Source organism: Mycolicibacterium setense, from assembly GCF_000805385.1.
Lineage (GTDB): Bacteria > Actinomycetota > Actinomycetes > Mycobacteriales > Mycobacteriaceae > Mycobacterium > Mycobacterium setense.
Genome location: NZ_JTJW01000005.1, coordinates 667495 through 691850, shown reverse-complemented (window position 1 = coordinate 691850; position 24356 = coordinate 667495). Strand labels below are relative to the sequence as shown.

Sequence of the window (24356 nt, the reverse complement as noted above, 5' to 3'; positions counted from 1 at the left end):
GCAGCGTAATGGTGCGCCCGCCTAGAACTCGCCGCAGTTGGGTGTGGTCGGCAATCCGTTGAAGCGATCGGCAATCCACTGCATACCCCGCTCGCCGTCGACGAGCATCGGTAGTGCGTGGTTGATCACCAGCTTGTTCAGGAACGGCGGCTCCTCGTTCGTCCAGAACTGGATGTCCGCACCTTTCTCACACCAGTCTTTGCCCAGCTGGTTGGCTGCCGTCCACGGCACCAGCGGGTCATATCGGTTGCTCAGGACCATCACCGGCGCGTTCGGCTTGTAGCGGCCGATCTTCTGCATGTCGAACAGGGTGCTGAACGGCTCCTCGTTCACCGCCCGATAGATGTCGACGTTGAAGTAGGGCTGCAGGTGACGGAACATGAACTTGGTGGCCGTCTCGGCCACGCACTGGTCCTGAACCTTCTGCAACAGGTCCACCCCGCGCGGTGTGAGCTTCGAGCGGATCACGTCCTCGAATTCCGGGTAGGTGGCGATGACGGAGTTCAGCGCGTACCCCACCACGCCGACCAGCGCGCTGCCGTCGGCGTAGGGAAAGAGTTCCTTCAGGTCGGCGGGCGGCGCGCCCGCATAGGTGCCCACCACGTGTAGGTCAGGTGCGTAGGACGACGCCAACTCAGCCGCCGACGCGGCGGCGCCACCACCCTGCGAGTACCCCCAAAAAGCCACTGGCCCATGCGGATCCAGGGATGTGCCGGGCAGTTTCATCGCGGCGCGACCGGCGTCGAGCATGGCATTGCCTTCGGCGACCCGGTTCACGTACGTGTGCAGACCCGGCGTGCCGAGCCCCTGATAATCGGTCATCACGATGGCGAATCCGCGCGCCACCATGGTCGCGACGAACAGTTCCTCGTAGTTGAACGCCACGTCGAGCCACGGAGACCAGTGGATGCCCTGATTGAACTGCCGCGATGGTGCGCACTGGTCGCCCTGGCCCTGGGTGCCCGGGCCGTAGACGATCAGCGGCCGCGGCCCCTTGCCCGACCACGCGTTGTGGGGCTCGAAGTAGGTGCCGGTCACCGCCATCGGATTGCCGCGAGCATCGGTGCTGCGGTACATGATTCGCGTTCCGTCGGCGACGATGGCGCCGAGCTCACCGGACGGTTCCAGCACCAGCCGTGACGGCTCGGACTTGATCAGGTCCCCCGGCACCCCGGGCAACGGGTCGGGCGGCGTGTAGAACTCGGCGTACTCGTCCTCGTTGAAGATCGGGTCGTGCCCGTCATTCGACGGATCGGCGTGCGCCGGCACGATGCCGACAGTTCCGAGCAGCAATACGACACACAGAATCCCCCAGGCCCGACCCACGAGGCGGAACAATAACAGTCAGAGCCTGCCAATTGTCGGGTACAGACATAAGCGACCTGGTCAAGTCGCTGAGCAGCCACGCCGAGCAGACGCAAAAACCCCCAAATCCACAGGGAAATGGGGGTTTTCGCTGGGGGCACCTCCCGCTTGCGGGGGGACTGCTCGCGCAGAAGGTAAATCAGTACCGGTAGTGCTCCGGCTTGTACGGTCCCTCGACGTCGACGCCGATGTACTCGGCCTGCTCCTTGGTGAGCTTGGTCAGCGTGCCGCCGAGTGCCTCGACGTGGATGCGCGCGACCTTCTCGTCGAGGTGCTTGGCCAGACGGTAGACCTCGTTGTCGTACTCGTCGTTCTTGGTCCACAGCTCGATCTGGGCGATCACCTGGTTGGAGAAGCTGTTGCTCATCACGAATGACGGGTGGCCCGTGGCGTTTCCGAGGTTGAGCAGACGGCCCTCGCTCAGCACGATGATCGACTTGCCCGAGTCGCCGAACGTCCACTCGTCGACCTGCGGCTTGATGTTGATCCGGGTGGCGCCCGAGCGCTCGAGAGCCGCCATGTCGATCTCGTTGTCGAAGTGACCGATGTTGCCCAAGATGGCCTGGTCCTTCATCGCCTTCATGTGCTCGATCTTGATGATGTCCAGGTTGCCGGTCGCGGTGACGACGATGTCGGCATTACCGATCGCATCCTCGACCTTGACCACGTCGAACCCGTCCATCAAGGCCTGCAGCGCATTGATCGGGTCGATCTCGGTGACCTGCACACGGGCGCCCTGGCCGGCCAGCGACTCCGCGCAACCCTTACCCACGTCGCCGTAGCCACAGATCAGCACCTTCTTGCCGCCGATCAGCACGTCGGTGCCACGGTTGATGCCGTCGATCAGCGAGTGCCGGGTGCCGTACTTGTTGTCGAACTTGCTCTTGGTGACCGAGTCGTTGACATTGATGGCCGGGAACGCCAGTTCACCGGCAGCGGCGAACTGGTAGAGCCGCAAGACACCGGTGGTGGTCTCCTCGGTGACGCCCTGGACCGAATCGGCGATCTTGGTCCACTTGTCCTTCTCCGTCTCGAAGCGCTTGCGCACCAGGGAGAGGAAGACCTTCCACTCGGCGGGATCGTCATCCTCGGCGGGCGGCACCACACCGGCCTTCTCATACTGCGCGCCGCGCAGCACCAGCATGGTGGCGTCACCGCCGTCGTCGAGAATCATGTTGGCGGGCTCATTCGGCCAGGTGAGCATCTGCTCGGCGGCCCACCAGTACTCCTCCAGGCTCTCGCCCTTCCACGCGAACACCGGGACACCCTTGGGCTCCTCGGGCGTTCCGTGCGGTCCGACGACGGTGGCCGCCGCGGCATGGTCCTGGGTGGAGAAGATGTTGCAGGACGCCCACCGAACTTCGGCGCCCAGTGCCACGAGGGTCTCGATCAGCACCGCGGTCTGCACGGTCATGTGCAGCGAGCCGGAGATGCGGGCACCCTTGAGCGGCTGGACGTCGTGGTACTCACGGCGCAGCGACATCAAGCCGGGCATTTCGTGCTCGGCGAGCCGGATTTCCTTGCGGCCGAACTCGGCCAGCGACAGGTCGGCAACCTTGAAGTCGATGCCGTTGCGGCTGTCGGCCTTCAACTCGGTCATTTAGAGCCCTCTTTTCAGTCGTGATTGCTTGCAAGCGCACAGGCGCGCACTACGGCGACGCCAGATGCTGATACCTCTAGCCTGCGGGCTCGCGGGACAGGCGCTCATGCGTTTTTCAACAGCGGCGGCGCACTGACAGCTACGGGGTATCTATGACACCGTAGCGCTCGGCGAACGGCGTCATGAGTCGGGCCAGGTCACCGGCCACATCGTGGTCCGCCTCCGGCGGCATCGAGACATAGCTCATCGCCAGCCGCACGATCGCCCGGGCCAGCACCCCGGCGTCCTGGTCGCTCGCCTTCATCCAGCTGTTCTGGAACGTTCCGGTCAGCCGCGCCGAGCATCGGCTGATGATGGGCCCGCTGCCGGTCGTGATGATCTGCAGCAGGTCGGGCTTGGACGCGCCGGTGAGCAGCGAGATCACCAGCGGGTCGGCGGCGGACTCGAGGAAGAAGGCCCGGAAGCCCTCAAGGAATGCCGCGTGGACCTCGCCGACGTTGTTGTTGATCGCGTCGTCGACCGCGTCGACGAGCCGGTCGGCCAGGCGCATCGCGTACCCCTCGGCCAGGCCCTGCCGTGAACCGAATTCGTTGTAGATCGTCTGCCGGCTGATCCCCGCGACCTGGGCCACATGCGACAGCGTGATGGCCGACCAGTCGCGGGTCAGCAACAGCTCCCGCATGCCGTCGAGGATCGAATCGCGCAGCAGCACCCTGGATGCCTCCGCATACGGGATGCGCTGTTTGTCTCGCGGCCGACTCACACGGGCGACAATATCGCTTTCCGGCGAGGTTTCGAGCCCGTCGCTGCAAGCCGTCAAGGCCGCGCGACCTCGACCATCTCGAAATCAGACTTCGCCGCGCCGCAGTCCGGGCAGCTCCAGTCGTCGGGAATCTCATCCCAGCGGGTGCCCGGGGCGATGCCGTCCTCGGGCCAGCCCTTGGCCTCGTCGTACTCGAATCCGCACTGCACGCAGATGAACAGCTTGTAGGGCTGGGTCATTTCACTGCTCCCATCGGTTCGAAATCGATCTTCTCCCGCACCGCACAGTCTGGGCAGCACCAGTCGTCGGGCACGTCGTCCCACGACGTCCCGGCCGGAAAGCCCTCGCGCGGTGCGCCTTTGGACTCGTCGTAGATGTAGCCGCAACCGGGGCACTGGAAGGCGTTCACTTCTGCACCCCCTCGCTGTCCGCGCCGTAACGAGCCAGCACCTTCTCCCGCAGCCGCGGCTGGATGTTGACCTTCGTGATGTCGCCGTCGTAGTGCTCCAGCACCCGGTGGTCCATCAGCTTGCGCCACAACGGCGGCAGGTAGGTGAGCCCGATCAGTGACGCGTAGCCGCTGGGGAGGTTCGGAGCGCTGTCGATGCTGCGCAGAGTTTGGTACCGGCGTGTCGGGTTGGCGTGGTGATCGCTGTGCCGCTGCAGGTGGTACAGGAACAGGTTGGTGACGATGTGATCGGAGTTCCAGCTGTGCACCGGCGCGCACCGCTCATAGCGACCGCTGGGCAGCTTCTGCCGCAGCAGCCCGTAATGCTCCAGGTAGTTCACCGATTCGAGCAGGCTGAATCCGTAGATGGCCTGGATGATCATGAACGGGATCACGCCGACGCCGAAGATCGCGATCAGCACGCCCCAGAACACCACCGACATCGCCCACGCGTTGAGCACGTCGTTGGACCAGTGCCACGGCGAGCGGTCCTGCCGGCGCAGCCGCTGGGCTTCCAATTCCCACGACGAGCGCAGGCTGCCGAACACGCTGCGCGGCAAGAACTCCCAGAACGTCTCACCAAACCGCGCCGAAGCGGGATCCTCGGGAGTGGCCACCCGTACGTGATGCCCACGGTTGTGCTCGATGTAGAAGTGGCCGTACCACGTCTGAGCCAGCGTGATCTTGGACAGCCAGCGCTCCAGCGAGTCCCGCTTGTGACCCATCTCGTGTGCGGTGTTGATGCCCACCCCTCCGAGCACACCCACCGACAGTGCGATGCCGATCTTGGCCGGCCAGGCCAACCCGCCGTCGAACCCGAGCCAGCCGAGGTCTGACGCGGTGAACAGATACGCACCCATCACGACACTCGCGTACTGGAAGGGGATGTAGAGGTAGGTGCAATACCGGTAGTACTTGTCGTTCTCCAGCTGCTCCATCACCTCGTCGGGCGGGTTCTGGCCGTCGGGTCCGAACCGCAGATCCAGCAGCGGGAGCAGAACATAGAGCAGGATCGGGCCGATCCAGAGCGGTACCTGCGCCACGGCATGCCAGCCCGCCTGGTTGAGCGCCCAGACCAGCGGCAGCATCAAGAAGATCGCCGTCGGGGCGATGAGCCCCATGAGCCACAGGTGCCGCTTCCTGTCCCGCCATTGCCCGACATCTGCCACGTCCTGGCCGTCGGAAAGTCCTGCCACCACCATGAACCTCCTTCTGTGAGCACTGTCACTGCAATGACTTGACTATAATCGTGCTTATGTCTCCTGTCTAGACATTCACCCGTCTTTTGTAAAGAATGGAAGGTGTGCGGGGTCACACAACCGAGCGGCATCGCTCCCGAGAATGCAGCCAGGGACAGAACCGTCGCCGATTCTGTCCCTGGCTTCAATGTCGATGGCGCGGGTGCATCTCGCGCTAGCTGGGCACCTCCGCGGTGGTCACGTCCCGGCGGCCCAGCAGGGAGTGGCGCCGGCCGTACGCGAAGTAGACCGCCACGCCGATCGCCATCCAGACCAGAAACCTGATCCAGGTCAATCCGGTCAGGTTGAGCATCAACCACAGGCACGCCAGGATGGCGGCGATCGGCAACACCGGTACCCAGGGCACGCGGAATCCGCGTGGTAGGTCAGGACGGCTGCGCCGCAGCACGATGACACCGGCCGAGACCAGTACGAAGGCGAACAACGTACCGATGTTCACCATCTCCTCGAGACGGCCCATCGGGAACACCGAGGCAGCGATCGCCACCAGCACACCGACGATGACCGTGATCCGGACCGGTGTCCCGTGGCTGCCGGTCACGGCCAATCGGCGCGGCAGGAGACCGTCGCGCGACATCGCGAACAGCACCCGGGTCTGCCCGAGCATCAGCACGATCACGACGGTGGTGAGGCCCGCGAGCGCTCCGATCGAGATGACCTTGGCCGCCCAGTGCACACCGTTGGCCTCGAATGCCGTGGCCAGGTTGGCGTGGCCGTCGGGCACATCGCGCAGCACCGTGTAGGACACCATGCCCGAGAGCACCACCGAAACCGCAACGTAGAGCACGGTGACGATGCCGAGCGAGGCGAGGATCCCGCGGGGCACATCGCGCTGCGGATCGCGGGTCTCCTCGGCGGTGGTCGCGACGACGTCGAATCCGATGAACGCGAAGAACACGATCGAGGCGCCGGCCAACACGCCGTACCAGCCGTAGTGACTGCCCGCGGCTCCGGTCAACAACGAGAACAACGACTGGTCGGCCCCGCCGGCGCCCGCACCGGCCTCATTGGGCGGGATGAACGGGGTGTAGTTGGCGGCCTTGATGTAGAACGCACCGACGATCACGACCAACAACACGACCGACACCTTGATGATGGTGATCGCCAGACTGAAGTGGGCGGACAACTTGGTGCCACCCGCCAGCAGGATCGTCACCAGCGCGATGATCACCAGCGCGCCCCAGTCGACATCGAGGCCGCCGAAGTCCGCGATGCCCCCACCGAACCCGAACACCGTGCCGAGATAGCTCGACCAACCCTTGGCCACCACGGCCGACGCCACGGCGAACTCCAGGATCAGATCCCAGCCGATGATCCAGGCCGCGAACTCACCGAACGTGGCATAGGAAAAGGTGTACGCGCTGCCGGCGACGGGCACGGTCGAGGCGAACTCCGCGTAACACAACGCGGCCAATCCACACGCGACGGCAGCGATCACGAAGGCGATGGAGATCGCGGGGCCGGTCAGATTGCCCGCCGTGGACGCGGTGATCGTGAAGATGCCCGCGCCGATCACGACGGACACCCCGAACACCGTCAGGTCCCACCAGGTGAGGTCCTTGCGCAGCCGGGTGGACGGTTCATCGGTGTCGGCGATCGACTGCTCGACAGATTTGGTTCGCCGAAGGGCAGACATATGTAGTAGTGCCTCTCATGCTGGCCGGGGTCTGGCAATGTTCCCACCACGCCGGCCGTGAAGCGGGTAGGACTCTCAAAGTTCCGCTCAACCGTGCCATCCGGCGCCAGTGGGGCCTACGTCACACTTGACATTGATCGTGATACGGTTCGCGCGTGGCTGAGCTCCCCTATTTCGACCTGCTGATCGACGAACGGCAGGACGGCGGCGAAACCGGCCAGCTGTGGGAGAACCAGGTGCACTGGGGCTATTGGGAGAACCCCAAGGCCGCCGACGGCACCCGAGCCGATTACATCGCTGCCATGGAGCAGATGGACCACGTGCTGTTCACGGCGGGCAAAGTCGCCGACGGACACAAGGTGCTCGACGCCGGTTGCGGTTTCGGTGGCACCATCCAGCAGATCAACGGCACGTACTCCAACATGGACCTCACGGGCCTGAACATCGACCCGCGCCAGCTCGCGGCGGCCGAAGCCCAGACCGAGCCCGTCAACGGCAACAAGATCGGCTGGGTGGAAGCCGACGCCTGTCAGTTGCCGTTCGAGGACGACTCGTTCGACCGCATTCTCGCGGTCGAGTGCATATTCCACTTCCCGTCCCGTGAGAAGTTCCTCGCGGAGGCAGCGCGGGTTCTCAAGCCCGGCGGCTACCTCGCGGTGTCCGATTTCGTGCCGACCCTGATGTTCTTCGGCAAGACGCCGATCTGGATGGCGATCCGTCCCCGGATCGCGAAGTCGTACGGAACGCTCGGCAACGTCCCCCTGCGGGGCTACCGGTCCATGGGCAAGCGTGCGGGCCTTCAACTCGCGGAGAAGCGCAACATCCGGAAGAACACGTTGCCGACGTACCCGTTCCTGCTCAAGTTCTTCCGCGAGCAGGGGTCGGCCGATGCGCAGAAGACGATGATCGTCGGCACCCGGTGGATGAAGTGGCTCTCCAAGCTCGGCCTGATCCAGTACCGGGTGTACACGTTCCACAAGCCTGCCTGACGGTAGCCGGGGTTCGGCCTCGGCACTCGGCCATGCGGCTGTCGGCGCGTCAGAGGCACTTCACATGGTGGGCATGAACTCGGCGAGCGCCAGGATCATGAACACCACCAGGGCAAGCCCGATCAGCCCTCCGGCGGGAATCATGGCGACGCACACCACAACCCACACGAACAGCCTCGGCCATTCGAACGGCTGGTTGCCCACCACACCGCCCCGACGGTCTCGGTAAACGTGGTAGGCCGCCCACACGCCGGCCCCGGCCGCTGCGGCCGCGATGATCCGCACACCGTCCGGCGTCGCCAGAAGCGCGACGCTCGCCATGATCGCCACGCCGGTGAGACGTGCCGCCAGCGCGATGGGAAGCTGGGCCACGCGTGCGACCAAGGGGGCGCGGTCCGGTTCACCGCGGTAACGCGGTAGCCGGCCCTCGATACCCAGCATTCGCCAGATCCACCGCGACCACGCCGTACGCAGTCCCAGATCCTCGGCCACCCGCCGGACGTCGGCCGCCGATTCCGCCATCATCTGGCGGGACTGAGCACTCCTCCAGAAGGCAGATTTGAAGACCCGCCGCGGCACCCCGAATTGCCGCGCGAAAGTGCGTGGCGGGCCGATCATCTCGCCGATCAACCACCGGAGGAAAAACGGGAAGAGAATTGCGTACCAGGCGCGCTTCATTCGCCCGACGCTTTGCATTCGCTCGGCCAGAAGATCGTCGGCAAACGATATGTGACGGGCTTCCTCGGCCAGATGGATGTAGGTGATCTTGTTGAGCAGCGGCGGCACATGGGCTGCGCCGCGATGCTGCAGCGTCTGCTGGAAGTGCAGTGGCTGTTCCCCGCACAACACCCCGATGAAGTGAATGATGTTGGCATAACCGCCGATAAAGCCCAGGATCGGCCCGATCACCCGAGAGCCTCGCCGCATGCCGGGCACATCCTCGCCTGCGCGATTGACGAACTCCTGGAACATGTGGATGTGATTACATTCGTCGATCAGCTCGTGCAGTAGATACTGGAATACCGGCGAACGGTTCGGCAATTTGCCGGCGTAATGCACAACACCGCGAACCAGCATCATTTCGAATTGCAGCGTCACCTTGAGGGTGTTGGCGGTAATCCAGCGGCCCATGTCGATGCGTCGCTGCAACGACTGCTCCGCGTACCAATCCGTCGCCGCCAGTGGAGCGCTTTCGGGATCCAACTGCCATCGCGGATCGTCGTCTTTCAACGCGTTCTCGGGTGCGTCCCAGTCGATGTCGACGTAGGGATCGAAGCGTCGACGGACCGTTGCACGAGAGAGGGCCTCCACCCTGTCGAAATAGAGGTCCCCCGATGCCGTGTCGTCCGCGTCGCTGACCGTTGTCATTGCCCCATCCGTTGATGTGTGAGTTTCCTTGCAGAGGGTAGCAACCTGAGAGCCATATCACGCCTCCAGGCACGGGATTGTGCCATGACTTGTTGCAAGTCCGTTAGCAAGTGCGTCAATTCGGCTGGAGCACCCGCGCCCACCTGGGCCGCAACCGGCCTCACGGGCGCCCGACACGCGGCGGTGCGCGGCCTCGACCGCCTTGGAGACGGTGCCTGAACGGTCGACAATTGACGTGCCCTCTTATTCTGACCCGACGACGATCCGCTCGAAGTACGGTGGCCACCAATGCGCAACTCTCACGAACTGTCACAGAACCATGCCGTCGTTGTCGGGGGAAGTATCGCAGGCCTGTGCGCCGCGCGGGTCCTCACCGACCATTTCGACCGCGTCACGGTCTATGAGCGTGACGAGCTACCGGACCAGCCGGTCAATCGCAGTGCAATACCGCAGGGTCAGCACGTGCATCTGCTGATGGCCCGCGGCGCCCAGGAGCTGGAAGGGCTGTTTCCCGGACTGCTCCATGACATGGCGGCCGCGGGCGTCCCGGTGGTACGCAACCGGCACGAGTCGATCCACTTCGCCGCGGCCGATCACGTGCTGGCAACCGGGCTGGACGACAAGTACACCGCCTACGTTCCCAGCCGGGGCCATCTCGAATGGCAGATCCGCAAGCGTGTCAGCGCGTCGGCCGGCGTCGACATCGTGCGTCAGGTGGTCACGCATCCGCGGTACGACCAGGCGGCCGAGCGGGTGACCGGCGTCGTTCTCGACGATGGTGACGTCGCGCCGGCCGATCTGGTGATCGACGCGTCCGGGCGCGGCAGCCGGCTGCCGGCGTGGTTGCAGCAGTGGGGATTTCAGCGCCCGCACGAGGATTCGGTACAAGTTGGCGTCACTTACGCCTCGCACCGCGTGAAGATTCCCGACGGAATGCTTCCCCAGAAGATGGTCATCGTCGGGGCCACCCGAGAGCGCCCGTTGGGAATGGGCATGTTGTTCCACGAGGACGGCATATGGATGGTGACGACGTTCGGGGTGGCCAAGGCGGAGCCACCGCGTGACTTCGCGGGCATCTGCGCGCTGGCCGAGGAACTGGTGCCGGCCGAGATCAGTACCGCGTTGCGCGCCGGTACGCCCATCGGCGACATGAACTTTCACCGGTACCCGACGAGCAAGTGGCGGCGCTACGAAGGGATGGCCAGATTTCCCGCGGGCATCTTGCCGTTCGGTGACGCCATCGCAAGCCTCAACCCGACATTCGGGCAGGGCGTGACCATGTCGGCACTGCAGGCCGACAATCTGCGACACGTGCTGTCCGGTGGAACTGACAACCTGATGCAGCGGTTCGCGTTCCGCACAGCCAAGACGATTTGGCCGGTGTGGCTGATGAACGCCGCCGCCGACCACAGCGAGCACGGGGCGCAGGGCGACCGTCCGTGGTGGTACCGGCCGGCGTACGACCTGTTCAAGCAGCTCGTCGCCGCCGCCGAAACCGATCCCGTTCTGGCCGAATGGTTTTTGAGCAGAACCAGCTTGCTCGACAGCCTTTATCTGGTGCCGACACCCCGGCTGATCGGCCGTGCGGTCCGCAACAACGTCAGGCAATGGCTGGCCGAGCGCAGGGGCGGCGAGGTCGACATCCTCACCAGGGTGTGACCGGTGCCCGTCAGATGCCGATGGTCACGCGGAAAAGTTTCGCCGGCTCTGCGGCGGTCAGCCGGATAGGGCCGTCCTCGGCAGCCACCCACGCTGCCGAGCCGCGCTCCATGGTCAGCTTGTCATCGTCGGCGTAGATCACCACGGCGCCCTGCGTGCACAACAGCAACTGCGGCCCGTGATGGTGGGAGTGCACGTCGATCTCGTCACCGATGCGGTCGGCATCGACGGTCAACACCGACACCGCGAACTCGTGCGCGGGGGTCTGGTAGATGGTTTCCGCACCGTCGGTGACGGTTTCGGGGCGCAACCGCTCTTCCGGTGTCGGGGTGAAGTCCAGCACCCGCAGGAGTTCGGGGACATCCACGTGCTTCGGGGTCAGCCCACCGCGCAGTACGTTGTCGGAGTTGGCCATCACCTCGACGCCGACACCGTGAAGGTATGCGTGCAGGTTTCCGGCCGGAAGGTAGATGCCTTCGCCGGCCTGCAGACTGATCCGGTTGAGCAGTAAGGACGCCAGCACGCCGGCATCACCGGGGTAGCGCTCACCGAGTTCGAGCACGGTTTTCACCTCGGCTGCGAATTTCTTTGCCCCGGAACGGATGTAATGGACAGCCCCGTCGAGAACGGCGGGCACCAGCACGTCGAGGTCCGGCTGCGGCGCGGTGATCCAGGTGGTGAACAGGGCCCGCAACCCGTCGGCATCGGATTGATCGGAAAGCAGGTTGATGAAGGGGTCCAGGTCGGAGACCGCCAGCGCCCGCATCAGCTCCACCGTGCGGTCGACGGTGCGGAATCCGGCGAGCGCATCGAATTGACCTAGCGCAACCAGCAATTCGGGCTTGTGACTCCGGTCGCGGTAGTTGCGGACGGGTGAGGACACCGGGATGTCGAGCCGGTCTTCACGGTCGAATCCCTCCCGGGCCTGAGCCGCGCTGGGATGTGCCTGCAACGACAACGGTTCATCGGCGGCCAGCACCTTGACCAGGAACGGCAGCGCGTCGCCGAATCTGCCGATCGCCACGCTGCCGAGTTGGCCCTCCGGGTCGTCCTGAACCGCCTGCAGCAGCGACTCTTCACCATGTTCGGTCTGCAGCCACGCCGGGTCACCCGGATGCGCTCCGAGCCACAGTTCGGCCTCCGGATGGATTGTCGGACTGGGCCTTCCGGTGAAATCAGCGATTGCCGTACGCGAACCCCAGGCATAGGTCCGCACCGCTCCCCGTAGCAGATGCACTTCTTATCCTCGAACCAATTTCATGTATACGGCCGCCATCTCCACACGGACAGCCAGAACCGCCAGTTGTTGTTCCGGGCGCCCGGCCGGCAGGGTCGGCCCAGTGGGTTCCGGCACATCTTCGGCACCGACCACCGCGATGTCGTCGAATCCATTGACCCGAGCACTCACCGCTTGGCGTTCGGTGTCGGTGATCAACACGAATGTGCGCATGCGGCGCGGCAGCGGGCCGTCGATCTCTTCGTCGTGGAACAGCGATGTGGCCGCGGGCGGCCCCACGGCCCCACTGGACTTCGCGGCAAGCACATCGCCCAGTCCGGCAGCGGCCACCACTTCTCCGGCCAGGCGCAGCATCGCCGTCGCCCCGTGCCGGGCCAGCGCCAGCGTGGCCGGATTGTCGCCGGCCAGCACCACGGCGCTGCCCGACATCCGCTCGGCCAGCGTCTTGGCCGGGTTGGTGAACAGCGCTCGTCCCGCACTGTTGCGCAACGCCTCGGCGTCCAGTTCGTCGGCCAGCGCGGCCAGATCCACGCGCATACCGGGATCCAGAACATGTAATGCCGCCAGTCCGGCGGCCAGGTACCGGGTCAGACCGAAATCGTCGGGCACCCACAGCCGTGGCGCCAGCACCACGGCGCGTCCGGCCGCGATGTCGCGCAACGGGCCTTCATGCGGAGCCACGATCAGCACCCGGGCGCCACGGCGCACCCCCGTGGCCGCCGCGTTCACCAGCGCCGGATCACCGGCATCGTCACCGGCCACGATCAGCACGTCGAGTGCGCCGAGCCACGGCGGCGTCTCGGTGGCCACCACGAGCGGCGCCGAGATGGACGCACCGAGCGCGGCGACGAGGATGGCGCCGGCATTCTCGGCGGTGCCGCGGCCGGCAACCCAAATCACTGTGCGCGGTGGGCGATCCGCACGCAGCGTGTCCAGCACGCCCTCGGCCAGTGCCGCGGCGGTGGCCCGAACCTGGGCGCCCGCCATTGCCGCGGCCCGCAGCAGACCGTTGCGGTCGGCGGCGAGAAGTCCGTCGCCGTCGTCCAGGTCGACCGTGGCGTCCACGGCGTTCACGGCACCGGCTCGCTCACCCCACGGATCTGTGCCGACACTCTGTCGACGAGCGCGGCGACATCCTCGGCGGTACGGGCTTCCACGTTGAGCCTCAACAGCGGCTCGGTGTTCGACGTACGGAGGTTGAACCAACTGCCGTCACCGAGATCGACGGTGACGCCGTCGAGGTGATCGATGGACTGGATCGAGCTCGCGAAGGATTTGAGTACGGCGTCGACGCATGCCGGGGCATCGGCGACGGTGAAGTTGATCTCGCCGGACGCCTCGTAGCGCTGGTAGTCCGCCATGAAATCCGAGAGCGGACGGTCCTGCTCACCCAGTGCGGCCAAGACGTGCAGTGCGGCGAGCATGCCGGAATCGGCGCCCCAGAAGTCGCGGAAGTAGTAGTGCGCCGAGTGTTCCCCGCCGAAGATGGCCCCGGTCTCGGCCATCAGACCCTTGATGTAGGAGTGCCCGACCCGAGACCGCACGGGAGTGCCGCCACGCTCGACGACCAATTCGGGCACGGCGCGTGAGGTGATCAGGTTGTGGATCACCGTTGCGCCGATCTCGCGCTTGAGCTCGCGGGCGGCCACCAGTGCGGTCACCGCCGACGGCGACACCGGGCGGCCGAGTTCGTCGACGACGAAACAGCGGTCGGCGTCCCCGTCGAACGCCAGACCGATATCGGCGCCGGTGGCCAGCACGTGGGCCTGCAGGTCGACGAGGTTGGCCGGATTCAGTGGGTTGGCCTCGTGATTGGGGAAGGTGCCGTCGAGTTCGAAGAACAGCGGCAACACGGTGGCGCCCGGGATGGGCCCGAGGACCGCCGGCGTGGTGTGACCGGCCATGCCGTTGCCCGCATCGACCGCGATGCGCAGCGGACGCAGCTCGCTGAGATCGACGAGTGACCGGAGGAAGCTGCCGTAGTCGGACAGCACGTCGCGGTCGGACACCGAACCGGTGCGGCCGTCGAACACAGGCACCCCGGCGATCACCTCGTCGGAGATGATCGAAAGGCCGGTGTCCTTGCCGACGGGTTTGGCCCCGGCGCGGCACAGTTTGATCCCGTTGTAGGCGGCGGGGTTGTGGCTAGCGGTGAACATGGCGCCGGGGCAGTCCAACAGACCCGACGCGAAATACAGCTGATCGGTGGAGGCGAGGCCGATGCGGACCACGTCCAGCCCCTGAGCGGTGACGCCGTCGGCGAAGGCAGAGGCCAGTGTCGGGGAACTGGCCCGCATGTCATAGCCGATCACCACTTGTTCGGCACCCTCGGCGCGGACCATACGAGCGAACGCGCCGCCTACCTCCGACACGAACGCCTCGTCGATCTGACTGCCGACCAATCCCCGGACGTCATAGGCCTTGATGACATCGTGAACAGCCGCCGCTGGCCTAGACATATAGCTCCTCGTGAAACGGAATCGTTGGCGCCAGCCTAACCGTCGGGCGGCGTCGACACGCTCACTACTCTTGGGCTGGTCGTCGTCCGGTCAGTGCCAGTCAGGGCTAGTCAGAGCTAGTCCGGGCTAGTTCTCGGGGTCCGGCAGCACCCGCAGGTGCCCGCGACGACGGCCGTTGGTCTCGGCCGGACGCGCTGTCGGTGCCATCACCGCGCTGGTGCTCACGCCGGTCGAGGGATCGGAGAATCCGGCCACCACGCCACCACGGGAAACGGCACCGGACTGGCCTTCGCGGACCGCGTCGGCCAGCGCCACCAGATCGTCCTCATCGGGGTGGGTCGGCAGCGGTCCGGCGTGGCGGACCAGCTCCCAGCCTCGCGGCGCCGTGATACGGCCGGCATGGCCGACACACAGATCCCAGGAATGGGGCTCAGACACCGTGGCGAGTGGTCCGACTACCGCTGTGGAGTCGGAGTAGACAAAAGTCAGCGTCGCCACGGCATAGTGCGGGCACCCGGGCCGGCAGCAGCGACGGGGAGCATTCACGCTCCAGAGATTACTTTGGACGATCGCTGTGTGCCGCCGGACACGCGCAGCCGTCGGGGCCCCGATCCCGAACCGTTACGATCATCGCCGTGGCCCAGCGCAACCCATGGCGATCGCGTCGCGGCCGCGATATGCGCGGACCGCTGCTTCCGCGCTCGGTTCCGGGCTGGCGCAGCCGGGCCGAGCGGTTCGACATGGCGGTGTTGGAGGCCTACGAACCGATCGAGCGGCGGTGGGCGTCGCGGCTGGGAGAGCTGGACGTCGCGGTCGATGAGATTCCGCGGATGTCTCCGAAAGATCCCGACAGTGTGCAATGGCCGCCTGAGGTCATCGCCGACGGGCCGATCGCGCTGGCGCGGCTGATACCTGCTGGGGTCGATGTCAGGGGAAATTCGACCCGGGCTCGAATTGTCTTGTTCCGCAAGCCCATCGAGCGCCGGGTCAAAGGATCCGATGAGCTAGCTGACTTGCTGCATGAAATCCTGGTGGCCCAGGTGGCCACCTATCTGGGAGTTGAGCCGTCGGTCATCGACCCGACGATCGACGACGACTGACCGCGAGCGCCGCACCGTGTGATGAAGCGCTCTACCGAGAAGAGCGTCAGATGATGCCGCGTTTGAGCCGGCGACGCTCCCGCTCGGACAGCCCTCCCCAAATACCAAAGCGTTCATCATGTGCGAGCGCATATTCCAGGCATGCGTCCTTTACTTCGCAGCCCTGGCAGATGCGCTTGGCCTCGCGGGTAGACCCGCCCTTCTCCGGGAAGAACGCCTCCGGGTCGGTCTGTGCGCACAGCGCACGTTCCTGCCATTGGTCGTCTTCGTTTTCCGGATCAACATCAATGAGTTCGGGAACCGAACCCACAGGAACCAAACTCAGTTGGGGACGTCCGGTCTCCCCCAGCGGTGTCGGTGCCGTGTTGATGTGCGGTGCGTTGTCTACCGAGCCGAGTAGCCGGTTGTCGAACCGGACCACACGATCGAAATCGCCGCTCTCATAAGACATTATCCCCCGCCTCCTCACTCGGTCTCGTAGATCCTAAGTGGAGCCCCACTATTGCGATGTGCGGTCACCCCATTCGAACATTTGATCGAATCTCGGTCTGCGACACCGGAATCAGTCACCAACCGGGAAATGACACATCTGTGATTACACACGTGTTAGCTGCCGGGGTCAAGCGCCAGGACGCGAATTCATACCATCTCGTAATGTCAAATCGGCGCGTCGCGACATCGGCGTGTCCTGCCCGTGACGACGTCGTTTCCATCCGCGCGCCCTCAGAGCTTAGGGTCGGACGTTGTGAAGATCACCGTTCTGGTCGGCGGCGTCGGAGGCGCCCGGTTTTTGCTGGGGGTACAGCATCTGCTGGGCCTCGGACAGTTCGCCGGGAGCGACAGCAAGCATGAACTCACAGCGATCGTGAACGTCGGTGACGACGCGTGGATGCACGGGGTACGGATCTGCCCGGACCTCGACACCTGCATGTACACCCTGGGCGGCGGCATCGATCCCGAGCGCGGCTGGGGTCATCGGAACGAGACCTGGCACGCCAAGGAAGAACTTGCCGCTTATGGCGTCCAGCCCGACTGGTTCGGCCTGGGCGACCGGGACCTGGCCACCCATCTGGTCCGCACCCAGATGCTGCGCGCCGGCTATCCGCTGTCGCAGGTCACCGAGGCACTGTGTAAACGCTGGTCACCCGGGGCGCGGTTGTTGCCGGTCACCGACGATCGCAGTGAGACGCACGTGGTGATCACCGACCCCGGCCCCGGCGATGAGGCCGGCACCCGGCACGCAATCCACTTCCAGGAGTGGTGGGTGCGCTACCGCGCGCAGGTGCCCTCACACAGCTTTGCCTTCGTCGGTGCGGAACAGGCAACCGCCGCGCCGGGTGTCACCGAGGCGATCGCCGATGCGGACGTGGTGTTGCTGGCACCGTCGAATCCCGTCGTGAGCATCGGGCCGATCCTGCAGATCCCCGGTATCCGCGGCGCGCTGCGTTCGACCAAGGCGCCCGTGATCGGGTACTCCCCCATCATCGACGGAAAACCGTTGCGCGGCATGGCAGATCAGTGCCTGTCCATCATCGGTGTCGAATCCACATCAGAGGCCGTCGGTCAACACTTCGGCGCCCGGTCGGGCACCGGCATCCTGGACGGATGGCTGGTACACGAAGGCGATCACGCCGAGATCGAGGGTGTGGAGGTACGGGCGGTACCGCTGCTGATGACAGACCCGGCGACCACCGCCGAGATGGTGCGGGCAGGTCTGGACGTGGCAGGCATCGCGCTGTGACCGCGGACGTGAACACCGAGCACGGGTCTGCCGACAGGGTAGAGATTCTTCCGGTGCCGGGGCTTCCCGAGTTCCGTCCGGGTGACGATCTCGCCGCGGCCCTCGCCGGTGCGGCACCGTGGCTGCGTGACGGGGACGTGCTGGTCATCACCAGCAAGATCGTGTCCAAGTGCGAGGGCCGCATCGTCACCGCACCTTCAGATCCGGACGAGCGGGACACCTTGCGGCGCAAGCTCATCGATGCCGAGGCGGTCCGCGTGCTGGCACGCAAGGGCCGGACTCTGATCACCGAGAACGCCATCGGGCTGGTCCAGGCCGCCGCCGGGGTCGACGGCTCCAACGTCGACTCGAACGAGCTGGCCCTGCTGCCGGTCGATCCCGACGGCAGCGCGGCGGCGCTGCGCGACGGCTTGCGTGAGCGACTCGGCGTCACCGTCGCGGTCGTGATCACCGACACCATGGGCCGCGCCTGGCGTAACGGCCAGGCCGATTTCGCCATCGGCGCCGCCGGGCTCACCGTGCTGCACGGTTACGCGGGCGCGCACGACCGGCACGGCAACGAACTGCTGGTCACCGAGGTGGCTGTGGCCGATGAGATCGCTGCCGCAGCCGATTTGGTGAAGGGCAAGCTCACCGCGATTCCGGTCGCGGTGGTACGCGGCCTCGATCCGATCGACGACGGATCGAACGCGCGGACGCTTTTGCGCTCCGGCGAGGACGATCTGTTCTGGCTCGGCACTGCCGAGGCAATCCAGCTGGGGCGCAGCCAGGCCCAGCTATTGCGTCGTTCAGTGCGCATATTCTCCGATGAACCGGTCGATCACGCACTCGTCGACGCCGCCGTGGGCGAGGCGCTCACCGCACCCGCGCCACATCACACCCGCCCGGTGCGCTTCGTCTGGGTGCAGGACGGCGCCACGCGCCTACGGCTGCTGGACCGGATGAAGGACAAGTGGCGTGCCGATCTGACCGGCGACGGGCGGGACCCGGAGGCCGTCGAACGTCGCCTGAACCGTGGCCAAATCCTTTATGATGCCCCGGAACTGGTGATTCCGTTCATGGTCCCCGACGGCGCCCACAGCTACCCCGACCCGGCCCGCACCCAGGCCGAGCACACCATGTTCACCGTCGCGGTGGGTGCGGCGGTGCAGGCCCTGCTGGTGGCGCTGGCGGTGCGCGAGGTGGGCAGTTGCTGGATCGGTTCGACGATCTTCGCCGGCGATCTGGTGCGGGCCGAGCTCGATCTCCCGGCAGAGTGGGAACCGTTGGGCGCCATCGCGATCGGCTACCCGGCCGATCCACAGCCGCCTCGCGAACCCGTCCCCACCGACGGCCTGTTGGTCGTGAAGTGAGCGCCGAGAGTCTTCACGCCTCGGCCGTCGAGGTACTGACGCAGTGGCAGACAAGTGATCCCGGTCAGGACACGCTGCGGCATGCGGTGTTGTCGTTCCTGGCCGCCCGTCCCGATGCCTGCCTGCGGTCATGCGTTCCCGGGCACATCACCGCCTCTGCTCTGGTCATCGACCACACCGGAACCCAGACACTGCTCACGCTGCATCCCCGCTTCGGGCGCTGGCTGCAGCTGGGCGGGCATTGTGAGGAAACGGATTCCGACATTCGCGCCGCCGCCCTGCGCGAGGCCACCGAGGAGTCCGGCATCACCGGACTGACCATCGATCCCCAGTTGGCCGCACTGCACGTGCATCCGGTGACGTGCTCACTGGGTGTACCGACCCGTCACCTCGATATGCAGTTCGTGGTGCGGGCCTCAGCGGGCGCCGAGATCGCCTGCAGCGACGAATCTTTGGACCTGCGCTGGTGGCCACTCGATGCCCTGCCCGAGGGCACCGACTTCGGGCTGACCCAATTGGCCGCCTCCGTACCGCGAAGCGTCTAACCGGGAGCCTGCGTGCAGTACGCGCGACGGGCCGCGCGCAACGCAACCGAGGTCTGCTCCGGGGTGGCGGCGTACTGGCCCGCCATCTGGTCGATCACCGCCTGCGCGGGCGTCCCGGTGTACAGCAGTCGACACATCTCCCGCCCGACCAGCAGCAACTGGTCGTCGTCGCCGGGGAACACCCCGCGCGTGGCCTTGAGATAGTTGGTGTCCTGCGCGGTCAACGGAATCGGCCACGCCGCGGCCCGCGGGGCCGTCGCTCCCAATAACGAGCCGAGCACCAACGTTGCCGCGATCGGCGCCACCGCCACGCGCCGTAGTCCAGTGAGCATGGTCCCCCTCTTTCGCCGATCACAGCCTAAGGCGTGACAGGGGCCGGCAAACACACTTTTGTCCACGCCCACACGGCGCGGCCGGACTCACACGTCGGTCGAGTACCGGATACCGCCGTCGGGAATGTTGACCCCGGGCCACACCCTGGCACCGCGCAACAGTTCGCAGCGGGCACCGATATCGGCCCCGTCGCCGATCACGCCGTCACGAATCAGTGCCCGGGGGCCGATCCTGGCGCCGAAGCCGATGATCGAACGTTCAATGACCGCACCGGCTTCCACCCGTACGCCGTCGAAGATCACCGCCCCGTCCAGGCGGGCGCCCGCACCGATCTCGGCTCCGCGACCCACCACGGTGCCGCCGATGAGCAAGGCGCCGGGGGCGACCGCCGCGCCTTCGTGCACCAGGGACTCGCCACGCTGGCCGTTGAGTGCCGGTGACGGTGCGATACCGCGGACCAGATCGGCAGAACCGCGGACGAAATCCTCGGGTGTGCCCATATCGCGCCAGTAGGAGGCGTCGACGTATCCGCACACCTTGAGCCCATCGGTGAGCAGGCCCGGGAACACCTCGCGCTCGACCGAAACCGGCCGCCCACTCGGAATCTGGTCGATGACATGCTTTTTGAACACGTAGCAGCCGGCGTTGATCTGGTCGGTCGGCGGGTCCTGGGTCTTCTCCAGGAATGCCGTCACGCGACCGTCGGCATCGGTGGGCACGCAGCCGAATGCACGCGGATCACTGACGCGCACCAGATGCAGCGTGAGGTCGGCCTGGTGGGTGTCATGGGACTCGAGCAACGCGCCGAGATCGGCCGCCGACAGCACGTCACCGTTGAACACCATGGCCGTGTCATAGCGCAGCTTGTCGGCCACGTTGGCGATGGCACCACCGGTGCCGAGTGCTTCGCTCTCGGTGACGTATTCGATCTCCAGCCCCAGATCGGAGCCGTTACCGAAAGCTTCCTCGAAAACCTCGGCCTTGTACGAGGTGCCCATCACGACATGTTTGATGCCGGCAGCCGCGATCCGGGCGAGCAGATGGGTCAGGAACGGGACTCCGGCCGTCGGCAACATCGGCTTGGGTGCCGAAAGTGTCAGCGGCCGCAGCCGGGTGCCACGGCCGCCGACGAGAACGACGGCATCCACTTCCGCGGGATTGATCACGTCAGCGCCCTTTCGCGTGCTTACGTCGAGAACTACCGACCACCAGGCCCGCGCGTGCTGCCAGCGCGCCCCGAATTGTCCACCGTAACGGCGCCTGCCAGGGCGCCGGATATCGATCGGCCAGAAAAGTGTAGGTACTGCGGTGATGGGCGGCCAAGTTGCGCGCCGGGTCACGGCCGGTGGAGTGGCCCTTGTGGTGCAGCACCTCGGCCGAGGGCACGTAGACGTTCTGCCAGCCGGCCCGGGCGATCCGGTCACCGAGGTCGACGTCCTCCATATACATGAAGTAGCGCTCGTCGAACCCGCCGACGGCGTCGAAGGCGGCGCGGCGCATCAGCAGGCATGAACCGGACAGCCAGCCGACCTCGCGCTCACTGGGCTCCTGGCGGTCCTGACGGTAGGCGGCGGTCCACGGATTCGACTTCCAGAACGGACCGATGACGGCGTGCATGCCGCCGCGGATCAGGCTCGGCTGGTGGCGCGCCGACGGATACACCGATCCGTCGGGATCGTGGACCAGCGGCCCGAACGCCCCGGCCCGAGGCCACCGCTGCGCGGCGTCGAGCAGCATGTCGATCGAACGGGGTCCCCACTGCACGTCGGGGTTGGCGATGATGAAAAATTCCGCGCAGTCCCCGTCGGAGATCTGGGCCGCGCCGCGATTGACCGCACTGCCGTAACCCAGATTGCCGCCGGTACGCAGCAGCTGGACGTTCGGATAGCGTTTTTCAGCCTGCTCGGGTGCACCGTCGGTCGAGCCGTTGTCGGCCATGATGACCTTCACCGGCCGATCGGTGGCCAACGCGAGTGAGGCCAGGAAACGGTCAAGGTGTGGACCCGGCGAGTACGTCACCGTCACCACAACGAGCGGGCGGGCCGCATCCTCAGTCACGGCGTAGAGGGTAACGGGCCGGACGACCGGTCTTTTCCAACCGCGGTGTTCCCGATCGCTGCGACGAGCGCCTCCCGCCAATCCCGCAGCGGGGTCAGGCCCGCCTCGGCGGACCGCCGCGCGGACAGGACGGTGTAGGCGGGGCGCAGTGCGGGGCGCGGATGGCGATCGCTGCCGACCGGGCGGACGCGCTCTGGATCGGCGCCGACGGCCGCGAAGGTCTCCCGCGCCAGGTCGAAGCGGCTGGCCGGTCCGGAGTTGACGGCGTGCAGTATGCCGGGCCGCACGCCGCCGTCGGCGATCCGCAGTAGGGCTGCCACCAGGTCACCGGTATAGGTCGGCGACCCGATCTGATCGGCCACCACGTCGACAGGACCGTCGCCGGCCGCCAGCCTGCGCATGGTCGCCACAAAGTCGGCTCCGTCGCCGCCTCGGTACACCCACGCGGTGCGAACGACATGCGCGTCGGGCTTGGCGGCCAGCACTGCCTGTTCCCCGGCCAGCTTGGTGCGGCCGTAGACGTTGACCGGTCCGGTCTCGTCGTCGGTCTCGTAGGGCGTGCGACGCTCGCGGGACGCGCCGAATACGTAGTCGGTGGAGATGTGCACCAGGCCGGCACCGGCCTGTGCACACACCGCGGCGAGGTTGCCAGGACCGGCCGCGTTGACGGCGTAGGCCCTCTCCTGATCGGTTTCAGCGGCGTCCACCTGCGTGTATGCCGCGCAATTGATCACCACGTCACCTGGCTGCACGAATTGCCGGACCGCGCCGGCGTTGGTGATATCACATTCGGCAGAGGTCAAGGCCAGCACGTCGCGGCCCTCACCACGCCCCTGATCAGCCAATACCCGGCCGACCATGCCGCCGGCCCCGGTGATCACAATCCGTTGCGCCATGCGCCGAGTCTGGCACGCCGGTCCGCGTTACCCGGCTCACGTCCTGGCCGCAAGTAGCCTGGGCACGTGCGTATCCCCCTCCTTCGCTCCCTTGCTGTCGCCACGGCGTCGGCCGTGGTGCTCGGAACAGGGGTGGCCTGGACCCAGATCCGCTCGTTCGAATCCGGTATCAACCACATCAGCTCGGCGGCGCTCGGCGGCGGCGGCGAGGACGGCGCCATCGACATCCTGCTGGTCGGTATGGACAGTCGCACCGACGCCCACGGCAATCCGCTGTCGGCCGAGGAGTTGGAGGCCCTGCGCGCCGGTGACGACGTCTCGACCAACACCGACACCATCATCCTGGTGCGCATCCCCAACAACGGGAAGTCGGCCACCGCCATCTCCATCCCCCGCGACTCGTACGTCGAAGCGCCGAACTGGGGAAAGATGAAGATCAACGGGGTGTTCGGAGACGTCAAGCTCGAGCGGATGAAGCAGCTCGTCGAGGTCGAGGGTGAAGATCCGGCCGTCGCCGAGCCCAAGGCCACCGAGGCTGCCCGCGAGGAACTGATCCAGACTGTCGCCGGGCTGACCGGTGTGACGGTGGACCACTACGCCGAGATCGGGCTGCTCGGCTTCGCGTTGATCACCGACGCCCTCGGCGGCGTCAACGTCTGCCTCAAAGATGCTGTCTACGAACCACTTTCGGGTGCAGATTTCCCGGCCGGCTGGCAGAAACTCAACGGCCCGCAGGCGCTGAGTTTCGTGCGCCAACGCCACGATCTGCCGCGCGGTGACCTCGACCGGGTGACCCGGCAGCAGTCCGTGATGGCGTCGCTGGCCCATGAGGTGATCTCCAGCAAGACGCTGTCCAGCCCGGGGACGCTGGGGCGGCTGCAGGAGGCCGTGCAGCGCTCGGTGGTGATCTCCGACGGCTGGGACATCATGAGTTTCGTCGAACAGCTGCAGAAGCTCGCGGCCGGCAACGTGGCGTTCGCGACCATCCCGATCCTGCGTGAGGACGGCTGGAGCGACGACGGCATGCAGAGCGTGGTCCGGGTGGATCCCGATGACGTCCACCAGTGGGTGTCGAGCCTGCTGCAGGACCAGGACGAGGGCAAGACCGAGCAACTCAGCTACTCGCCGGACAACACCACCGTCGAGGTGGTCAACGGCACCGACATCAACGGCCTGGCTGCCGCGGTGTCGCAGGTGTTGAGCAACAAGGGATTCGTGCCCGGCGCCACCGGTAATCACGAAGGCGTCCCGCCGGCATCCAGTCAGGTACTCGCCGCCAAGTCCGACGACCTCGGCGCACAGGCCGTGTCGAAGGACCTCGGTGGATTGCCGGTGAACGCGGATTCGTCGCTGCCGCCCGGCGCGGTGCGGGTGGTGCTGGCGGCGGACTACACCGGGCCCGGGTCCGGTCTGGACGGCAGTGATCCCTCAGCGGTGGATCCGGCCGCCGTCGGGGACACCTCCGGCGACACCGGCGAAGAGAGCCCGCCACCACCTCCGTCGCCGATCCTCAACGCGGGTTCGGACGATCCCAAGTGTGTGAACTGA

The 24356-nt window shown here is 66.1% G+C and carries 24 protein-coding genes; 7 read left to right on the top strand and 17 right to left on the bottom strand.

Annotated features, from left to right (window positions below; translation table 11 throughout):
• Nucleotides 1-21: 21 nt before the first annotated feature.
• From QQ25_RS09655 to QQ25_RS09625, 7 genes are all read right to left on the bottom strand, one after another.
• Nucleotides 22-1269, bottom strand: a complete 1248-nt coding sequence (locus tag QQ25_RS09655) for a lipase family protein (RefSeq protein ID WP_409371012.1) — start codon at nucleotides 1267-1269, stop codon at nucleotides 22-24.
• A 235-nt stretch (nucleotides 1270-1504) separates the two neighbouring features.
• Nucleotides 1505-2965 carry an adenosylhomocysteinase gene (gene ahcY / locus QQ25_RS09650; RefSeq protein ID WP_039317580.1) on the bottom strand — a complete coding sequence of 487 codons (1461 nt, stop codon included), beginning with the start codon at nucleotides 2963-2965 and terminating at the stop codon, nucleotides 1505-1507.
• 139 nt (nucleotides 2966-3104) lie between these two features.
• The gene (gene alkX, locus QQ25_RS09645) at nucleotides 3105-3728 is read right to left on the bottom strand and encodes a TetR family transcriptional regulator AlkX (protein ID WP_039317577.1); all 624 of its coding nucleotides are present in this window, start codon (nucleotides 3726-3728) and stop codon (nucleotides 3105-3107) included.
• Between the two features lie 53 nt (nucleotides 3729-3781).
• A complete protein-coding gene (locus tag QQ25_RS09640) occupies nucleotides 3782-3967 on the bottom strand; it encodes a rubredoxin (protein WP_039317574.1) in 186 nt (61 codons plus the stop codon).
• On the bottom strand, nucleotides 3964-4137 hold the full coding sequence (locus QQ25_RS09635; protein WP_039378417.1) for a rubredoxin: 174 nt from the start codon (nucleotides 4135-4137) through the stop codon (nucleotides 3964-3966). Before QQ25_RS09635 ends, QQ25_RS09640 begins: the two co-directional genes overlap by 4 nt.
• Nucleotides 4134-5378, bottom strand: coding sequence for an alkane 1-monooxygenase (locus QQ25_RS09630; protein WP_201774212.1), 1245 nt, complete (start codon nucleotides 5376-5378; stop codon nucleotides 4134-4136). Before QQ25_RS09630 ends, QQ25_RS09635 begins: the two co-directional genes overlap by 4 nt.
• A 211-nt stretch (nucleotides 5379-5589) precedes the next feature.
• Nucleotides 5590-7071: an amino acid permease gene (locus QQ25_RS09625; protein ID WP_039317567.1), complete on the bottom strand. Its 1482-nt coding sequence runs from the start codon at nucleotides 7069-7071 to the stop codon at nucleotides 5590-5592.
• A 155-nt stretch (nucleotides 7072-7226) separates the two neighbouring features.
• On the opposite strand from QQ25_RS09625, the gene QQ25_RS09620 reads away from it, so the two are divergent.
• On the top strand, nucleotides 7227-8060 hold the full coding sequence (locus QQ25_RS09620; RefSeq protein WP_039378416.1) for a class I SAM-dependent methyltransferase: 834 nt from the start codon (nucleotides 7227-7229) through the stop codon (nucleotides 8058-8060).
• Between the two features lie 60 nt (nucleotides 8061-8120).
• On the opposite strand, the gene QQ25_RS09615 is transcribed toward QQ25_RS09620, so the two are convergent.
• A complete protein-coding gene (locus tag QQ25_RS09615) occupies nucleotides 8121-9428 on the bottom strand; it encodes an AurF N-oxygenase family protein (RefSeq protein ID WP_039378415.1) in 1308 nt (435 codons plus the stop codon).
• A gap of 288 nt (nucleotides 9429-9716) precedes the next feature.
• On the opposite strand from QQ25_RS09615, the gene QQ25_RS09610 reads away from it, so the two are divergent.
• Complete coding sequence (locus QQ25_RS09610; protein WP_039378414.1) at nucleotides 9717-11087, top strand: FAD-dependent oxidoreductase; 1371 nt, start codon at nucleotides 9717-9719, stop codon at nucleotides 11085-11087.
• Between the two features lie 10 nt (nucleotides 11088-11097).
• On the opposite strand, the gene manA is transcribed toward QQ25_RS09610, so the two are convergent.
• The 4 genes from manA to QQ25_RS09590 all read right to left on the bottom strand — a co-directional run bounded on the left by manA (nucleotide 11098) and on the right by QQ25_RS09590 (nucleotide 15329).
• A complete protein-coding gene (manA, locus tag QQ25_RS09605; protein WP_039378413.1) occupies nucleotides 11098-12324 on the bottom strand; it encodes a mannose-6-phosphate isomerase, class I in 1227 nt (408 codons plus the stop codon).
• 3 nt (nucleotides 12325-12327) lie between these two features.
• The gene (locus QQ25_RS09600) at nucleotides 12328-13398 is read right to left on the bottom strand and encodes a hypothetical protein (RefSeq protein ID WP_039378412.1); all 1071 of its coding nucleotides are present in this window, start codon (nucleotides 13396-13398) and stop codon (nucleotides 12328-12330) included.
• Entirely contained in the window at nucleotides 13395-14783 is a 1389-nt protein-coding gene (locus QQ25_RS09595; RefSeq protein WP_039378411.1) for a phosphomannomutase/phosphoglucomutase, read from the bottom strand. Before QQ25_RS09595 ends, QQ25_RS09600 begins: the two co-directional genes overlap by 4 nt.
• A gap of 126 nt (nucleotides 14784-14909) precedes the next feature.
• A complete protein-coding gene (locus tag QQ25_RS09590; protein WP_039317549.1) occupies nucleotides 14910-15329 on the bottom strand; it encodes a DUF3499 domain-containing protein in 420 nt (139 codons plus the stop codon).
• Between the two features lie 131 nt (nucleotides 15330-15460).
• Here QQ25_RS09590 and QQ25_RS09585 point away from each other — a divergent pair, with 131 nt between their 5' ends.
• The gene (locus QQ25_RS09585; protein ID WP_029107265.1) at nucleotides 15461-15883 is read left to right on the top strand and encodes a metallopeptidase family protein; all 423 of its coding nucleotides are present in this window, start codon (nucleotides 15461-15463) and stop codon (nucleotides 15881-15883) included.
• A 46-nt stretch (nucleotides 15884-15929) separates the two neighbouring features.
• On the opposite strand, the gene QQ25_RS09580 is transcribed toward QQ25_RS09585, so the two are convergent.
• On the bottom strand, nucleotides 15930-16334 hold the full coding sequence (locus QQ25_RS09580; protein WP_039317544.1) for a WhiB family transcriptional regulator: 405 nt from the start codon (nucleotides 16332-16334) through the stop codon (nucleotides 15930-15932).
• 294 nt (nucleotides 16335-16628) lie between these two features.
• Here QQ25_RS09580 and cofD point away from each other — a divergent pair, with 294 nt between their 5' ends.
• The 3 genes from cofD to QQ25_RS09565 are packed head-to-tail and all read left to right on the top strand — an operon-like array spanning nucleotide 16629 to nucleotide 19521.
• On the top strand, nucleotides 16629-17624 hold the full coding sequence (gene cofD / locus QQ25_RS09575; protein ID WP_039378410.1) for a 2-phospho-L-lactate transferase: 996 nt from the start codon (nucleotides 16629-16631) through the stop codon (nucleotides 17622-17624).
• A complete protein-coding gene (locus QQ25_RS09570) occupies nucleotides 17621-18976 on the top strand; it encodes a coenzyme F420-0:L-glutamate ligase (RefSeq protein WP_039378409.1) in 1356 nt (451 codons plus the stop codon). The genes cofD and QQ25_RS09570 overlap by 4 nt, the downstream gene beginning before the upstream one ends.
• Nucleotides 18973-19521, top strand: a complete 549-nt coding sequence (locus tag QQ25_RS09565) for an NUDIX hydrolase (RefSeq protein ID WP_039378408.1) — start codon at nucleotides 18973-18975, stop codon at nucleotides 19519-19521. Before QQ25_RS09570 ends, QQ25_RS09565 begins: the two co-directional genes overlap by 4 nt.
• On the opposite strand, the gene QQ25_RS09560 is transcribed toward QQ25_RS09565, so the two are convergent.
• The 4 genes from QQ25_RS09560 to rfbD all read right to left on the bottom strand — a co-directional run bounded on the left by QQ25_RS09560 (nucleotide 19518) and on the right by rfbD (nucleotide 22808).
• Entirely contained in the window at nucleotides 19518-19853 is a 336-nt protein-coding gene (locus tag QQ25_RS09560) for a DUF732 domain-containing protein (protein WP_039378407.1), read from the bottom strand. The two genes, QQ25_RS09565 and QQ25_RS09560, sit on opposite strands and share 4 nt — an antisense overlap.
• 87 nt (nucleotides 19854-19940) lie before the next feature.
• On the bottom strand, nucleotides 19941-21020 hold the full coding sequence (gene manB / locus QQ25_RS09555; protein ID WP_039317534.1) for a mannose-1-phosphate guanylyltransferase ManB: 1080 nt from the start codon (nucleotides 21018-21020) through the stop codon (nucleotides 19941-19943).
• 1 nt (nucleotide 21021) lies between these two features.
• Nucleotides 21022-21912, bottom strand: a complete 891-nt coding sequence (locus tag QQ25_RS09550) for a glycosyltransferase family 2 protein (protein WP_039378405.1) — start codon at nucleotides 21910-21912, stop codon at nucleotides 21022-21024.
• Entirely contained in the window at nucleotides 21909-22808 is a 900-nt protein-coding gene (rfbD, locus tag QQ25_RS09545; RefSeq protein WP_039378404.1) for a dTDP-4-dehydrorhamnose reductase, read from the bottom strand. The genes QQ25_RS09550 and rfbD overlap by 4 nt, the downstream gene beginning before the upstream one ends.
• A gap of 66 nt (nucleotides 22809-22874) precedes the next feature.
• Here rfbD and QQ25_RS09540 point away from each other — a divergent pair, with 66 nt between their 5' ends.
• Entirely contained in the window at nucleotides 22875-24356 is a 1482-nt protein-coding gene (locus QQ25_RS09540; RefSeq protein ID WP_039378403.1) for an LCP family protein, read from the top strand.

What these genes read in the sequence shown, in the direction of transcription:
- QQ25_RS09580 (WP_039317544.1), bottom strand. Translation starts at nt 16,334, where the DNA reads ATGTCTTATGAGAGCGGCGATTTCGATCGTGTGGTCCGGTTCGACAAC.
- QQ25_RS09560 (WP_039378407.1), bottom strand. Translation starts at nt 19,853, where the DNA reads ATGCTCACTGGACTACGGCGCGTGGCGGTGGCGCCGATCGCGGCAACG.
- QQ25_RS09630 (WP_201774212.1), bottom strand. Translation starts at nt 5,378, where the DNA reads ATGGTGGTGGCAGGACTTTCCGACGGCCAGGACGTGGCAGATGTCGGG.
- QQ25_RS09585 (WP_029107265.1), top strand. Translation starts at nt 15,461, where the DNA reads ATGCGCGGACCGCTGCTTCCGCGCTCGGTTCCGGGCTGGCGCAGCCGG.
- QQ25_RS09625 (WP_039317567.1), bottom strand. Translation starts at nt 7,071, where the DNA reads ATGTCTGCCCTTCGGCGAACCAAATCTGTCGAGCAGTCGATCGCCGAC.
- QQ25_RS09610 (WP_039378414.1), top strand. Translation starts at nt 9,717, where the DNA reads ATGCGCAACTCTCACGAACTGTCACAGAACCATGCCGTCGTTGTCGGG.
- QQ25_RS09595 (WP_039378411.1), bottom strand. Translation starts at nt 14,783, where the DNA reads ATGTCTAGGCCAGCGGCGGCTGTTCACGATGTCATCAAGGCCTATGAC.
- QQ25_RS09615 (WP_039378415.1), bottom strand. Translation starts at nt 9,428, where the DNA reads ATGACAACGGTCAGCGACGCGGACGACACGGCATCGGGGGACCTCTAT.
- rfbD (WP_039378404.1), bottom strand. Translation starts at nt 22,808, where the DNA reads ATGGCGCAACGGATTGTGATCACCGGGGCCGGCGGCATGGTCGGCCGG.
- ahcY (WP_039317580.1), bottom strand. Translation starts at nt 2,965, where the DNA reads ATGACCGAGTTGAAGGCCGACAGCCGCAACGGCATCGACTTCAAGGTT.
- QQ25_RS09640 (WP_039317574.1), bottom strand. Translation starts at nt 3,967, where the DNA reads ATGACCCAGCCCTACAAGCTGTTCATCTGCGTGCAGTGCGGATTCGAG.